Source organism: Streptomyces sp. NPDC028722 (genome assembly GCF_040637655.1).
Classification (GTDB): Bacteria; Actinomycetota; Actinomycetes; order Streptomycetales; family Streptomycetaceae; genus Streptomyces.
In genome coordinates this window covers 46,224-61,082 of record NZ_JBEZWU010000016.1, presented here as the reverse complement: position 1 = coordinate 61,082, position 14,859 = coordinate 46,224, and the positions used below count along the sequence as shown (strand labels likewise).

Sequence of the window (14,859 nt, the reverse complement as noted above, 5' to 3'; positions counted from 1 at the left end):
ACGCGATGGTGTGATCATGTACGGCCGGATGGATGGGGCTCCGGGACCGCGGGTAGGGCCCGGCCATGACGCAGCCGTTCCGACTCCCGCACTTCTACATGCCGTACCCCGCGCGCCTCAACCCGCACCTGGACGAGGCCCGTGCCCACTCGACCGGGTGGGCACGCGAGATGGGCATGCTGGAAGGCTCCGGGATCTGGCAGCAGGCCGACCTGGAGGCACACGACTACGGGCTCCTGTGCGCCTATACCCACCCCGACTGCGACGGACCCGCTCTCTCGCTGATCACCGACTGGTACGTGTGGGTGTTCTTCTTCGACGACCACTTCCTGGACATGTTCAAGCGCACCCCGGACCGCGCCGCGGGGAAGGCCCACCTGGACCGCCTGCCGCTGTTCATGCCGCTCGACCCCGCCACCCCCGTGCCCGAGCCGGAGAACCCGGTCGAGGCGGGCCTGAAGGACCTGTGGGCGCGTACGGTGCCGGCCATGTCGGCGGACTGGCGCCGCCGCTTCTCCGTCGCCACCGAGCACCTGCTCAACGAGTCGATGTGGGAGCTGTCCAACATCGACGAGGGGCGGATCGCCAACCCCGTCGAGTACATCGAGATGCGCCGCAAGGTGGGCGGCGCGCCCTGGTCCTCCGGGCTCGTGGAGTACGCGACCGCCGAGGTGCCCGCCGCCGTCGCCGGCACCCGGCCGCTGCGCGTCCTCATGGAGACGTTCTCCGACGCCGTCCACCTGCGCAACGACCTGTTCTCCTACCAGCGCGAGGTCGAGGACGAGGGCGAGAACAGCAACGGCGTCCTCGTCCTTGAGAAGTTCTTCGGCTGCACCACCCAGGAGGCCGCCGACACCGTCAACGACGTCCTCACCTCCCGGCTGCACCAGTTCGAGCACACCGCCCTCACCGAGGTCCCCGCCGTCGCCCTGGAGAACGGACTCACCCCCGCCGAGATCGCCGCGGTCGCCGCCTACACCAAGGGACTCCAGGACTGGCAGTCCGGCGGCCACGAATGGCACCTGCGCTCCAGCCGCTACATGAACGAGGGCGCGCGCCCCGCCCCGCCGTGGCAGGTGCCGGCCGGTCCCGGCACCTCGGCCGCCGACATCGGCGCGCTGCTCGCCCCGGCCGCCCGGGAGCGCCTGCGCGCCCACACGCACGTGCCCTTCCAGGAGGTCGGTCCGTCCCTCGTCCCCGACCTCTACATGCCCTTCGAGGTGCAGCTCAGCCCCCACCTGGACCGCTCGCGCGACCACCTCGTCGACTGGTGCCGGCGGACGGGCATCCTCCAGGAGGGCGTCTGGGACCTGGACAAGCTCGCCGCGTACGACCTCGCGCTGTGCTCCGCCGGCCTGGACCCGGACGCCACGCCCGAGGCCCTCGACCTCAGCGCGCAGTGGCTCGCCTTCGGCACCTACGGCGACGACTACTACCCGCTGGTCTACGGCCACCGCCGGGACCTCGCCGCCGCCCGGCTGACCACCGCCCGGCTCTCCCTGTGCATGCCCGTCGACGGCGAGCCGGCCCCGGCCCCCGCCAACGCCATGGAGCGGGCCCTGGCCGACCTGTGGGCCCGTACGACCGCCGGGATGACCGCCGATCAGCGGCGCACCCTGAGGGCCTCCGTGGACACGATGACCGAGAGCTGGGTCTGGGAGGTGTCCAACCAGCTGTTCCACCGCATCCCCGACCCCGTCGACTACCTGGAGATGCGACGTTCCACGTTCGGCTCGGACCTCACCCTGAGCATGTGCCGGATGGGCCACGGCCCCGCGATCCCCGCCGAGGTGTACGCCAGCGGCCCGGTGCGCTCCCTGGAGAACGCCGCCATCGACTACGCCTGCCTGCTCAACGACGTCTTCTCGTACCAGAAGGAGATCGAGTACGAGGGCGAGATCCACAACGCGATCCTGGTCGTGCAGAACTTCTTCGGCGTGGACTATCCGACCGGGCTCGGCGTCGTGCACGACCTGATGACCCAGCGCATGCGGCAGTTCGAACACGTGATCGCGCACGAACTCCCCGTCCTCTACGACGACTTCGGCCTGTCCCGGGAGGCGAGGGCCGCCATGGACGGTTACGTCCTCGACCTGAAGAACTGGCTGGCCGGGATCCTCAACTGGCACCGGGAGGTCGACCGCTACAAGGCCGGGTGGCTCGGCAGCCGGGCCCACGGCTTCCTGCCCGACCGCGCCCCCGCCGTGCCCGCCCTGCCACGCGGCTGACGGCCGCTGAATCTTCTTGTGCGGAACCGGGCATTCAGGGAACTTCGGTGCGCCCTCGGGAGTCTTGTGGAGCAAGGGGAGCAACAGACCACAGAACACACGGGGGTGTCCGATCTTGACCGAGATCATCGAAAGGCCCGCCACGGGGACCGCGGACGCGCAGGCATCGGCGGCGAGCGAACTCGTGCCGTACGTCGCGCCGTTATCGGTCCCACCCGTCCTGCGGCCGGCCGCGGACGACGTCCTGCGGGAGACCGAGATCGCCCTGCGCCCGGCCTGGGTGCGTCTGCACCCGCAGCTGCCGCCCACCCTGATGTGGGGGTACGGAGGCCATGTCCCGGGCCCGACCATCGAGGTCCGGCGCGGACAGCGCGTCCGCATCGCCTGGACCAACCGCATACCGAAGGACAGCGAGTACCCGGTCACCTCGGTGGAGGTGAAGCTGCGCACGGACGGCCGGCCCCAGGCCACCACCGAGCCCGGCCGCGAGGGCGCCGAACCCGATAAGGACGTCGCCGCCCTGCCCGCCTGGTCGGTGACCCATCTGCACGGCGCGCAGACGGGCGGCGGCAACGACGGCTGGGCGGACAACGCCGTCGGCCACGGCGACGCCCAGCTGTCGGAGTACCCGAACGACCACCAGGCGGTGCAGTGGTGGTACCACGACCACGCGATGAACATCACCCGGTGGAACGTGATGGCGGGCCTGTACGGCACCTACCTCGTCCGTGACGACGAGGAGGACGCCCTCCACCTGCCCTCCGGCGAGCGGGAGATCCCGCTGCTCATCGCCGACCGCAATCTCGACACCGACGAGGACGGCCGGCTCAACGGGCGGCTGCTGCACAAGACGGTGATCGTCCAGGACCCCAACCCGGAGACCGGAAAGCCGGTCTCCGTACCGTTCACCGGCCCGTACACCACGGTCAACGGCCGCATCTGGCCCTACGCCGACGTCGACCCGGCCTGGTACCGCTTCCGGCTGGTCAACGCCTCCAACGCGCGCATCTTCGAACTCGTCCTCATCGACGAGGACGGCGAGCCGGTGCCGGGGACCGTCCACCAGATCGGCAGCGACGGCGGCCTGCTGCCGCGCCCGGTCCCGGTCGACTTCGACGAGGAACTGCCCGCCCTCACCGCCGCGCCGGCCGAGCGGTTCGACCTGCTGGTCGACTTCCGCGCCCTGGCCGGCCGGACCCTGCGCCTGGTGAACAAGGGCGCCAACCGGCCGGCCGGCGTGCCCGACCCGGCCGGAGACGTGCCTTTCCCGGCCGTGCTGGAGTTCCGGGTCCGGGAGAGCTGCGAGGAGGACACCTTCCAACTGCCCGAGGTGCTCTCCGGCTCCTTCCGCCGCCTCGGCCACGACATCCCGCACGGCCACCGCCTGATCCTGCTCACGCCGCCCGCCACCAAGGGCGCCGGCGGCCACCCGGAGATCTGGGAGATGACCGAGGTCCCGAGCACGGCCGGCCTGCGGCTCCCGGCCGAGGGCATCGTCCAGGTCACCGGCCCGGACGGCACCACGAAGACGTACCGGCGTACCGCCCGGACGTTCAACGACGGACTCGGCTTCACCGTCGCCGAGGGCAGCTACGAGCAGTGGAGCTTCCTCAACCTCGCGCCCATCGTGCATCCCATGCACATCCACCTGGCCGACTTCCAACTGCTGGGCCGGGACGCCTACGACGTGTCGGGCTTCGACCCGGCGGTGGGCGGCACCCGCAGCCCGCTCCGCTACGACACGGGCCGGACGATCCCGCTCGCGCCCAACGAGCGGGGCCACAAGGACGTCTTCCGGGTCCCGGGTGCCCAGATGCTCCGGGTCATGGGCCGCTTCGACGGCGCGTACGGCCGGTTCATGTACCACTGCCATCTGCTGGAGCACGAGGACATGGGCATGATGCGGCCCTTCGTCGTCATGCCGCCCGAGGTGATGAAGTTCGACCACGGCGGGGCCCACGGCGGCCACGGGGAGGGTCACACGGGCTGAGGAACACGCGCGGAGGGTGGCCACCACGGCTACCCTCCGCCACCCTCCGGCCAGTCTCACTCGTTCGTGTCTCGTCGCGGCCCGGCGATGCGGGTAGAGCATCAGCCGGAGGCGAGCGAACCATGGAACAGACTGTGTTGCGTCCCAAGCCCATGCCGGGCCAGGCCGGGCGCGTGGGCGGCACGTCCGGCGCCACCCGCCGCCCGCATGCCGCGTGCCGGCGGGGACGGCGGCTGTGGCCTCTGCTGCTGAGCCTCGGCGCCGGCACCCTGCTGGTACTGGCCGGGGTCGGCCTCGGCACGGTCGGCGCCACGGTGACCGGGACGAGCAGACTCGCCCAGGTACAGGGCGATACCCGGCCGCATGCCCCTTCGGCCACGGCCACGGCCACTTCCGCGGCCGGCCCGGGCCCCGGTCCCGCGCCGGCCGCGGCATCCCTCGGCGTGGAGGCCGTGGACACCCGGAAGCCGGGTGCCATGGTGGTGGGCGTGCACGTGCCCGGCCCCGGCTACTCGGCGGGTCTGATCCGCGGGGATGTCGTGCTCCGCTTCGGCACGGACCGCGTCGACAGCGCCGCCGACCTCGCCCGGGCGGTCGTCCGGGCCGGCCCCGGGAAGGCGGTGCTCCTCACCGTGCGCCACGGCAGCGGCGGCTACCAGCAGCTGACGGTGGTCCCCGCGGTGGTGACCTGACCGGCCCGGGCCGGCGGCTGCCTCACCCGCACCGGGAACCCCAGGACGCCTCCCGCCCCACCGGCCACGACGGCTCCGGACCGAGCCCGGCCACGCCCGGCGGGACACCGGTCTCCGGGCCCGGCCGGGGTGGCCCCATCGGGGTGCCGGTTGGGGTGGTTCCGTCGGGGTGCCGGTCCGCGTGCCCGGTCGGGGTGGCTCCCTCGGGGTGCCGGTCCCCGTGACCGGCTCGCGTGGGTCCGTCCGGGCGGGCAGGATGCTCACCGAGATGCCCACGCCCCGTTTCCCCGCCGACGCCCGGAGGCCCGGATGACCGGTACCACGCCCGCGCCCTTCACCGCCGCCGACCACACGGCCCGCATGGAGCGTGCCGTGCGCTCCGCCGCCGACGCCGGCCTCGCGGGGCTGCTGGTGGCCCCGGGACCGGACATGGTGTGGCTCACCGGCTACACGCCCACCGCGGTCACCGAACGGCTCACCGTGCTGGTCCTCGCCCCCGGCCGGGACCCCGTGCTCGTCGTGCCCACCCTGGAGGCCCCGGACGCCGAGCACGCGGCGGGCGCCGGCGCGCTGACCCTGCGCGACTGGACCGACGGCACGGACCCCTATGCCGTCACCGCCGCCCTCCTCGACGGCGACGGCCGGTTCGGCATCAGCGACAACACCTGGGCGATGCACCTGCTGGGCTTCCAACGGACGCTCCCCGGCACCTCGTACGCCTCCCTCACCGACGCCCTGCCCATGCTGCGCGCCGTCAAGGACGCGGCCGAGCTGGAACTCCTGGCCGCCGCGGGCGCCGCCGCCGACGCGACGTTCGAGGAGATCCGCAAGGTCCCCTTCGCCGGCCGCCGCGAGTCGGACGTCGGCCGGGACCTCGCCGACCTGCTGCGCCGCTTCGGCCACTCCCAGGTCGACTTCACCATCGTCGGCTCCGGTCCCAACGGCGCCAACCCGCACCACGAGGTCGGCGACCGCGTGATCCGCGACGGCGACATGGTCGTCCTCGACTTCGGCGGCCTGAAGGACGGCTACGGCTCCGACACCACCCGCACGGTGCACGTCGGCGAGCCGACCGGGGAGGAACGCCGAGTCCACGACGTCGTGCGCGCCGCCCAGGAGGCCGGCTTCCGGGCCGTACGCCCGGGCGCGGCCTGCCAGGACGTCGACCGCGCCGCCCGCGCGGTGATCACCGACGCCGGGTACGGCGCGTACTTCATCCACCGCACGGGGCACGGCATCGGCGTCACCACACACGAGCCGCCGTACATGATCGAGGGCGAGGAACGGCCCCTGGTACCCGGCATGTGCTTCTCCGTGGAGCCCGGCATCTACCTGCCCGGCCGCTTCGGGGTGCGCATCGAGGACATCGTCACGGTCACCGAGGACGGCGGCCGCCGTCTCAACAACACCACGCGTGAGATGGTCATAGTGGACTGAGAGCACCTGGAGACCCCTCGACCCCACCCGGAACGGCGACGCGCGATCCATGACCCAGGCACCGACACCCACCGCGGACACCGTCCGCCGACTGGTCCGCTCGCTGCTCGAGGACGGCGGTGACGGCACCGGGGGACCCGAGGTGCGGCCCGTGTCGGAGGACCGGGAGTACACCTGGTGGGTCGGCGGCCGGCATGTGCTGCGGCTCGCGCCCGACCGTGAGGCCTCCGTGCGCCGCCGCCGGGAGCTGCGGCTGCGCGACCTGGTCCGGCCGCACCTGCCCGTCGCCGTCCCGGCCGGCGTCGCCCACGGCGACTGGGCGCCCGGCCTCGCCTACACCCTCGACACCAGGCTGCCCGGCGGCACCGCCGACGCGTACGACGTCTCCGCCGTCGGCGAGGCCGACCTCGCCGGGCTGCTCGGCGGACTGCGCGCGGTCCCCGTGCGCCAGGCGGAGGCACAGGGGGTGCCGCGGACCGCGCCGCGCTCGCTGGAGGCGCTGCGCCGGATGGCCGTGCACGCGGCCGAACGGCTCGCCGCGGCCGACGAGTTCGACGCCGCCCGGCTGCACCAGCTCACCCCGGCCGGCGCGGCCCAGCTCGCCGCGCAGGCCGGCACCGCCGTCCTCACCCACCACGGGCTGACCGGCGCGCACGTGCTCGTCAGCGCCGACGGCCGGGTGCGCGGCATCCTGGACTGGACCGCGGCCACCGTGGGCGACCCCGCCGAGGACATCGCCGGACTCGCCCTCGCCGTGGGCTCCCCGGCGGCCGTCCGCGCCGCCACCCTGGCCGGTTACGGCGCCCGCCCCTGCCTGCGCGGCCTGTGGCTCGCCCGCTGCGACACCGTCCTGCGCCTCGCCGGCCGCCTGGCGGGCCGCACGGAAGGCTCCCTGCCCCTGCTGCGGATGCAGCTGGGGCGTGTCTGGGAGCCGATCCTGCTGGAGCGGGTGACCGACCTCCAGGAGGACGGGACGGAGCTCTGAGGGAGCCGCCGGTGCCCGCTCAGGGCTGTGTCAGCACCACGCAGGACTCCCCGGGCACCTGGAGCAGTCCGTCCGGCCCCGGCTCCTCGACCCGGCCCCAGGCCGCGAGGACCTCCACCCGGCCGGTGCCCAGCGGGATCGCCGCCGGCTCCTTGCCCAGGTTCACCGCCACCCGTACGTCTCCGCGCCGGAAGGCGAGCCAGCGGGCCTCCGTGTCGTAGGCCACCTTGGTGTCGGCGAGATCCGGGTCGGTGAGGTCGGGCTGGGCACGGCGCAGCGCGATCAGCTTCCGGTACCAGGCCAGCACGCGCGCGTGGGGCTCGCGTTCCGGCTCCGACCAGTCCAGGCAGGACCGCTCCCGGGTCGCCGGGTCCTGCGGGTCGGGTACGTCCTCCTCGGCCCAGCCGTGCTCCGCGAACTCGCGTCGCCTGCCCCGCCGTACCGCCTCGGCCAGCTCCGGGTCGGTGTGGTCGGTGAAGAACTGCCAGGGTGTGCCCGCCGCCCACTCCTCGCCCATGAACAGCATCGGGGTGAACGGTGCGGTCAGCGTGAGCGTGGCCGCGCAGGCCAGCAGGCCGGGGGAGAGGTGGGCGGCGAGCCGGTCGCCCTGGGCGCGGTTGCCGACCTGGTCGTGGGTCTGGCTGTAGCCGAGCAGCCGGTGCCCGCCCACGCGCGCGCGGTCCAGCGGGCGGCCGTGGTGACGGCCCCGGAAGCTGGAGTACGTCCCGTCGTGGAAGTAGCCCCCGGTGAGCGTCTTGGCGAGCGCGGCGAACGGTTCACGCGCGAAGTCGGCGTAGTACCCCTGGGACTCGCCGGTCAGCGTGGTGTGCAGGGCGTGGTGGAAGTCGTCGTTCCACTGCGCGTGCAGCCCGAGGCCGTGTTCCGTGCGCGGGGTGATGAACCGCGGGTCGTTCAGGTCGGACTCGGCGACCAGGAACAGCGGCCGGCCCAGCTCCCCGGCGAGTCCGTCGACGGCCGCCGACAGCTCCTCGAGGAAGTGGCTCGCGCGCGTGTCGTACAGGGCGTGCACGGCGTCCAGCCGCAGCCCGTCGAGCCGGTAGTCCCGCAGCCAGGCCAGTGCGCTGCCCAGGAGGAACGCGCGCACCTCGTCCGAGCCGGGTGCGTCCAGGTTCACCGCCGAGCCCCACGGTGTGGTGTGCGTGTCCGTGAAGTACGGCCCGAACAGCGGCAGATAATTGCCCGACGGACCCAGGTGGTTGTGCACGACGTCCAGGACGACGCCCAGTCCGAGGGAGTGCGCGCGGTCGACGAACCGCTTCAGGGCCTCCGGGCCGCCGTACGGCTCGTGCACCGCCCACAGCGACACCCCCTCGTACCCCCAGCCGTGCCGCCCGGGGAACGGGCACAGGGGCATCAACTCCACGTGCGTCACGCCGAGTTCCACCAGGTGCTCCAGCCGCTCGGCGGCGGCGTCCAGCGTGCCCTCGCGGGTGTACGTGCCCACGTGCAGCTCGTACAGGACCGCACCCGGCAGCCCGCGCCCCGCCCACTCCGTCCGCCACGCGTACCGACCGTGGTCCACGACCGCGCTCAGCCCGTCCGGGCCGTCGGGCTGGCGGCGGGAACGCGGGTCCGGCAGCACGGGGCCGTCGTCCAGCGCGAAGCCGTACCGCGCGCCGTCCCCGGCCTCCGCCGCACCCGTCCACCAGCCGGCCCGCCCGGGGTCACGCGTCAACGCGCGCGTGACGCCCTCGCAATGGAGCGTCACTCGGTCTGCCTGCGGTGCCCACACCTCGAACTGCACGGACGGTTCCCCTTCGTCTACCTGTGTCGGTGCGTCTGCCCACCGTGATGTCCCGCGTTCCCATCGTGCCGTTCCGCATGACCTTTCCGCCTGCGAATCCTCCGTTTCCCGGCGGGTGTCGTGCAAGTACCCCGCCCCGGGCACCGATCCCGCGTTTTCTGGACACCCGGGGTCCACTGCCCGACAATCACCCTCGTGACGTCGTCCTTCGAGTTCTCCACCTACCCGGCGCGTCCGTCCGACGCGGAGCGTGACAAGGCGCTCCAGGTGCTGCGTGACGGCGTCGCCATGGGCCGGCTCTCGCACGACACGTTCGTGCGCCGCATGGAACTGGCGCTCGTGGCCCGCCGGTCCGACGAACTGGCCGTGCTGGTCGCCGACCTGCCCCGGGAGAACCGCTTCTCCCGCGCGGTCCTCGGCTCCGTGGAGGCCGTCTCCGGGTTCACCGTACGGCTGCGCCGGGCCTGGCAGGCCGAGCGGCTGCCCAAGCTGCTGCTGCCGCACCCGGCGCACACCCATCCGCTGCGCATCGGCCGCGATCCCGCGAACGGGCTGCGCCTGAACCACGAGACCGTCTCCCGCGTGCACGCCGAGCTCCGCCACCGGGGCGGCCTGTGGATCCTCAGGGACCTGGGGTCCACCAACGGCACCACCGTCAACGGCCGCCGGGTCATCGGGTCGGTCGTCGTCCGCGAGGGCGACCAGGTCGCCTTCGGCAGGATCGCGTACCGCCTCGCGACGGGCTGACTCCTCCTGGCAGGACACGTTCGAACTGACGTCCGCCGGTGCGCGGGTACCGCACCGATCGGGTGAGCCGGACTGCGGAAGACGGCCCGCCGTGCCGATGCAACGTACATGACCTACCTCACCAGAGCGGCAGCGGCGGCCGGCGCCCTGCTGGCCGCCGCCGGCCTCCTCACCGCCGGCCCGGCCCACGCCGCCTCCCGCGACATCCGCCCGGACAACTGGCTCTACCTGACGATCAGCAGGGGTGACGCCCGGTCGAGCGACACGCGGGACACCGTACTGCTGTGCGACCCGCCCCAGGGGCACCCCCACGCGGCCGACGCGTGCGCCGAACTGGACGCCGCCGACGGCGACATCGGCCGCATCCCCGCCAAAGAGGTTTTCTGCCCGATGATCTACGCCCCGGTGACCACCCACGCACGCGGGTACTGGAACGGCCGGGCGGTCGACTTCCAGCAGACGTACACCAGTGTGTGCGTGATGAACGCGCGGACGGGGTCCGTCTTCGCCCTGGACGGCTGACCGGCGCACGGTGACCGGGCGGTGTGGGCCGGCAGCGGCTCACGCCACCCCGTCGCGTGCCTGCTGCGCCGCCACCAGCACCGTCCGTGACTGGTGCTCCACCTGGTGCTCCAACGGCACCCAGCGGGCGCCGAAACGCTCCGCGAAGGCGTCGCACCAGGTGGCGACCAGCTCTTGCAGCCGGGGCGCCGCCCGGTCGTCCGCCTCCCGCAGCACCCGGAGCAGCATCGACGCAGCCCGCAGCGGCAGCCGCCGCCCGAAGGCGTCCACACTGCCGACGTACGCCATCGTGGTGCCCGCCGGGGGTGTGTGGACCCAGTCCTCGGCCAGGCCCGGAACCAGCTCCAGCGCCCACCGCGCGGCCCGCAGCAGCGGTCCGTCCCGGCCGTCCAGCCGGGGCAGCGCCTCGGCGAGGACCCGCTCCACCTCCCGCGCGTCCCGCAGCAGCCGCGCCGCCAGACGCTGTATGGCCGCGGCCGGTGCCGGGTGCGGCGCCGGGTCGCCCACCAGGTCGCTGGCCCACATCGGCACCTCCACCACGGCCGTCAGCCCGCCGTACCGGTGCGCGTGGTACCAGGTGCTGTGCCGGGCGTCGTCCGGCATGCTCGGGTAGGCCACGCCCGTCTCCGGGCCGGGCATCACATGCACCCCGGGACCGGAGGCCGGCCAGAGCGCCGCGTCCGAGGCCCCCGTCTCCACCGGGATGTGCAGCTCCGCGGCGGACTTGGCGAACGGCTCGGCCAGCCCCGGCACGTCCTTCGTCAGCTGCACCCAGCTGCCGCCCAGATCGGTGCCGTGCAGCGTCACCTGGAGATACGGGCGCAGTTCGTCGATGACCCCGGTCAGCGTCCGCGTCTCCGGCGGCAGCCGGTCCGGGGGCAGCACGGACGGCGACCACTCCGGCTGCTCCGCGCCCGTCGGCCGGTAGAACCCGAGGTGGTAGTCGAGCAGGCTGCGCGGCGCCGGGGTCACGTGCAGGCTCGCCCCGTCGGGGTCCGCGCACAGCAGGAAGTGCCAGGAGGTGTCCCCCCGCAGCTCCCGTTCCGACAGCACTCTTTCGGCCAGCACCCGCAGGGTGGAACCGCCCGCGGGCTCGTTGGCGTGGGCACCCGCCACGACCAGCACCGCCCGCCGGGCATGCCCCACCGACAGCAGGTGCAGGGGTCTTCCCGCGCGCGAGACACCCACCTCGCGCAGCGCGCACAGCCCGGGTTCGCGAGCGGCCAGCGTCCGCGCGCAGGCGATGAGTTCGGGAACGCTGGGATAGCGCAGCTCCGGCAGAAGACTCACCCCCGACTGGTTCCGCCCGGCTTCGCCCTCTCAGTCCCGCACGGGAGGGAGGAACTGTCAAGCAGGCGGCAGGCGTTGCCCCCGGCGCCCGGGGGCGGTTCCCCGGCGGTTCCCCGGCCGGCTGTGTGCCGTGGGCTCACTGCTGGTGCGGACCGCACCCCACGAGCGTCGGGGTCACCTCGCCCACCGCCTCCTACAGCGGGGGATGCGGGTGCACATGCCTGCCTCGACGGCCGTACGCATGGCCGCGGCGGCGGGGCGTGCACCGCGCCCGCTCATCCGGTGCGCGGCGCCGTCGGTGCGGACTGAGTGGTCCTCATCGCGGGACGGGCCTGGAAGCGGCCCGTGAGCGTCTACGCGCGTGTGCCGCCCGGCCGGGGCCGCCGGCGCCCTCGTGGAGCTCCTGCGGGCCACCCGGGCCGGCCCCGGGCGCCACCGGTCCGTCCGAGGACCGCGTGGCGCCCGCTGAGCCGGCTGCGCCCGCTCAGTCCTCCCCGGCCCGCTCCAGCAGCACCACCGGCGACCGGTCGAAGAGGTCCGCCACGCGCGCGTGACCGGTGAACTCCCGTTCCGGGGCCAGGACGTCCGCCCAGCGCCCGGGCGGCAGCGCCAGCCGGGTGTCCTGCCAGCCGCCCGCCTCCGCGAGCCGCAGCGACAGCCGGGTCACCGCCGTCACCACCTCGCCGGAGCGTGCGAACGCCAGGCAGTGCCCGGCCGCCGGGCCCTCGGCGGCCAGCGGCTCGTACGACGCGCCCGCGCCGAACGCGCCCGGCCGCCGGGCGCGCAGCCGCACCGCCGCCGCGGTCAGCGCGTCCTTCTCGCCGGGTCCCTCCGGCGGGAAGGCCACGGGCCGCCGGTTGTCCGGGTCCACCAGCGCCCGGTACTCGCCCTCCGTGCCCTGGTACACGTCCGGCACCCCCGGCATCGTCAGGTGGACCAGCGCGGTACCGAGGACGTTGGCCCGCACGTGCGGCTCCAGCGCCTTGCGGAACGCGGCCACGCGCTCGCCGGGCGGCCCGCAGGGCCCCGCGGCCACGAAGGCGGTCACCGCCTCCTCGTACGGCGGCTCCTGCTCCGTCCAGCTGGTGTACATGCCCGCCTCGCGCACGTGCTTGAGCAGCGCCTCCCGGACCCGCTCCTCCTCGGCCGGACCCAGCCCGAACACCGTCTGCCAGGCGGCCCAGGCCAGCTGCCCGTCCGGCACCCCCTCCTCGGCCCGGGTCACCTCGGCGAGCAGCTCCGCCCAGCGGTCCGGGCACTCGGTGAGCACGGCCAGCGCCGCGCGCACGTCGGCGCTGCGCTTGGTGTCGTGCGTGGTGACGACCGTGCCGGTGAGCGGCCAGTCGCGCTGCACGCGCGCGCAGTACGCGTGGAAGTCGTCCGGGGAGACACCCGGGCTGCCCGGGTCGCCGCCCACCTCGGTGGCCGACAGCAGCGGCACGAAGCGGTAGAAGGCGGTGTCCTCCACCGCCTTGGCGCGCAGCGCCGACGCGGTCTGCGCGAACCGGGTGCGGAACTCCACCCGGTCGGCGTGGTCCGGCGCCGACGGGTCGCCGGACGGCTCCACCAGCAGCCGGCGCACGACGTCGACGGCCTCGGCCTCCTCCGGCACCACGAAGGCCAGCCGGGCCTCCTCGGCGGCCTCCTCGGTGACCACGGCGGCGGCGTCACCGGAGGCGTAGGGCCGGTAGACCCGCATCCGGACGAGCAGCTCCTCCACGGCCGTGCGCAGCGCCCAGGGCGCCCGGTCGCGCAGCGACAGGTCGGGCGAGACGGCGCACAGCCGGGTGGCGACCCGGGTGAGCCGGTCGGTCTCGGCGGCCAGTTCGTGGGTGAGCACCTTGTAGGCGGCCCGCCGGACCGTGGCCTCCCAGTTGCCGCCCCGGTCCGTCTGCGGCGCCGCGAAGGCCCGGTACCGGCCCAGGAGCCCGTACGCCCCGGTGGGGTCCGTGAACAAACCGTCGACGTGGCGCAGGGCGTCGTAGCCCGTGGTGCCCGCGACGGGCCAGGCGGCCGGCAGGTGCTCGCCGTCGGCCAGGATCTTCTCCACGACCGTCCAGCGCCCGCCGGTCGCCTCGTGCAGCCGCGCCAGGTAGCCGTCGGGGTCGGCGAGTCCGTCGGGGTGGTCGACGCGCAGCCCGTCGAGCACGCCCTCCGCCAGCAGCTGGAGGATCTTGGCGTGGGTGGCGTCGAAGACCTCCGGGTCCTCCACCCGCAGCCCGATGAGCTCCGAGATGCTGAAGAAACGCCGGTAGTTCAGTTCGGTGCGGGCCAGCCGCCACCACACCGGGCGGTACCACTGGGCGTCCAGCAGCTGGGGCAGCGGCAGGGGCGCGGTGCCGGGGCGGAGCGGGAAGGCGTGGTCGTGGTAGCGCAGTACGTCACCGTCGACCCGCAGGTGTGCCAGCTCCGCGCCGACCGGGCCGCCGAGCACGGGCAGCAGCACCCGCCCGCCCTGCGCGTCCCAGTCGATGTCGAACCAGCGCGCGTAGGGCGAGCCGGGTCCTTCGCGCAGCACCTCCCACAGGGCGTGGTTGTGCCGGGGCGCCATCGCCATGTGGTTGGGCACGATGTCCGCCACCAGGCCGAGGCCGTGCTCCCGCGCGGTGTGCGCCAGGGCGCGCAGGCCGTCCTCGCCGCCCAGTTCCTCGCGTACACGCGTGTGGTCCACCACGTCGTAGCCGTGCGCCGAGCCGGGGACGGCCTCCAGGACCGGGGACAGATGCAGATGGGAGACGCCGAGCGACGCCAGGTAGGGGACGGCCGCCGCGGCGGCCGCGAACGGGAACGCGGGCTGGAGCTGGAGCCGGTAGGTGGCCGTGGGCACCTCCGGTCCGGGGCGCGCAGAAGTCATGGGAACCTACGTACCCAGCTCACCGGGATTCGTGTCACCCCCGCGCCGATCCACGCGCGCGTGCCCGGCTCCGGACGGGGGGAACGACGGGGACGACGGCGGCTGCCGGCGGTGCCGTCCGGCCCGGGGCGGGTGCCGCCGGCCGTCCGGAGGAGTGTGCCCGGTCCGGCAGGGGGCTGCCCGGCGGGGCGCACGCGCTGGGCCGGACGGCCTACGGACCGCCGGCCGGCCGCCCCACCGGCCCCCAGGAGAGCCTGCGCCGAAAATCCGCCCCAAGCCCGCCCCAAGCCCGCCCCAAGCCCGCCCGAAGCCCGCGGCAAGGCCGCCTCCAGGCCGTGGTCAGGCCGCC

At 74.2% G+C, this 14,859-nt stretch carries 10 protein-coding genes; 7 read left to right on the top strand and 3 right to left on the bottom strand.

Annotation, left to right across the window (positions count from 1 at the left end; translation table 11 throughout):
* Positions 1–65: 65 nt before the first annotated feature.
* The 5 genes from cyc2 (at position 66) to AB0F03_RS23555 (ending at position 7,332) form a co-directional block, all read left to right on the top strand.
* Complete coding sequence (cyc2, locus tag AB0F03_RS23575) at positions 66–2,228, top strand: germacradienol/geosmin synthase Cyc2 (protein ID WP_361995233.1); 2,163 nt, start codon at positions 66–68, stop codon at positions 2,226–2,228.
* 124 nt (positions 2,229–2,352) lie between these two features.
* Positions 2,353–4,218 (top strand): O-aminophenol oxidase PhsA, encoded by a 1,866-nt coding sequence (phsA, locus tag AB0F03_RS23570; protein WP_361995401.1) that lies wholly within the window; start codon positions 2,353–2,355, stop codon positions 4,216–4,218.
* Between the two features lie 122 nt (positions 4,219–4,340).
* Complete coding sequence (locus AB0F03_RS23565) at positions 4,341–4,910, top strand: PDZ domain-containing protein (protein ID WP_361995231.1); 570 nt, start codon at positions 4,341–4,343, stop codon at positions 4,908–4,910.
* Between the two features lie 309 nt (positions 4,911–5,219).
* On the top strand, positions 5,220–6,347 hold the full coding sequence (locus tag AB0F03_RS23560) for an aminopeptidase P family protein (RefSeq protein WP_361995229.1): 1,128 nt from the start codon (positions 5,220–5,222) through the stop codon (positions 6,345–6,347).
* Between the two features lie 49 nt (positions 6,348–6,396).
* Complete coding sequence (locus AB0F03_RS23555) at positions 6,397–7,332, top strand: aminoglycoside phosphotransferase family protein (RefSeq protein ID WP_361995227.1); 936 nt, start codon at positions 6,397–6,399, stop codon at positions 7,330–7,332.
* A 19-nt stretch (positions 7,333–7,351) separates the two neighbouring features.
* On the opposite strand, the gene treZ is transcribed toward AB0F03_RS23555, so the two are convergent.
* A complete protein-coding gene (gene treZ / locus AB0F03_RS23550; protein WP_361995225.1) occupies positions 7,352–9,097 on the bottom strand; it encodes a malto-oligosyltrehalose trehalohydrolase in 1,746 nt (581 codons plus the stop codon).
* Between the two features lie 195 nt (positions 9,098–9,292).
* On the opposite strand from treZ, the gene AB0F03_RS23545 reads away from it, so the two are divergent.
* The gene (locus AB0F03_RS23545) at positions 9,293–9,844 is read left to right on the top strand and encodes a DUF1707 and FHA domain-containing protein (RefSeq protein WP_361995223.1); all 552 of its coding nucleotides are present in this window, start codon (positions 9,293–9,295) and stop codon (positions 9,842–9,844) included.
* Between the two features lie 108 nt (positions 9,845–9,952).
* Positions 9,953–10,366: an SSI family serine proteinase inhibitor gene (locus AB0F03_RS23540; RefSeq protein ID WP_361995221.1), complete on the top strand. Its 414-nt coding sequence runs from the start codon at positions 9,953–9,955 to the stop codon at positions 10,364–10,366.
* A gap of 39 nt (positions 10,367–10,405) precedes the next feature.
* On the opposite strand, the gene AB0F03_RS23535 is transcribed toward AB0F03_RS23540, so the two are convergent.
* Together AB0F03_RS23535 and treY are read right to left on the bottom strand one after the other, a co-directional pair.
* Entirely contained in the window at positions 10,406–11,656 is a 1,251-nt protein-coding gene (locus AB0F03_RS23535; protein ID WP_361995219.1) for a M14 family zinc carboxypeptidase, read from the bottom strand.
* 484 nt (positions 11,657–12,140) lie between these two features.
* Complete coding sequence (gene treY, locus AB0F03_RS23530; protein WP_361995217.1) at positions 12,141–14,510, bottom strand: malto-oligosyltrehalose synthase; 2,370 nt, start codon at positions 14,508–14,510, stop codon at positions 12,141–12,143.
* Positions 14,511–14,859 lie beyond the last annotated feature (349 nt).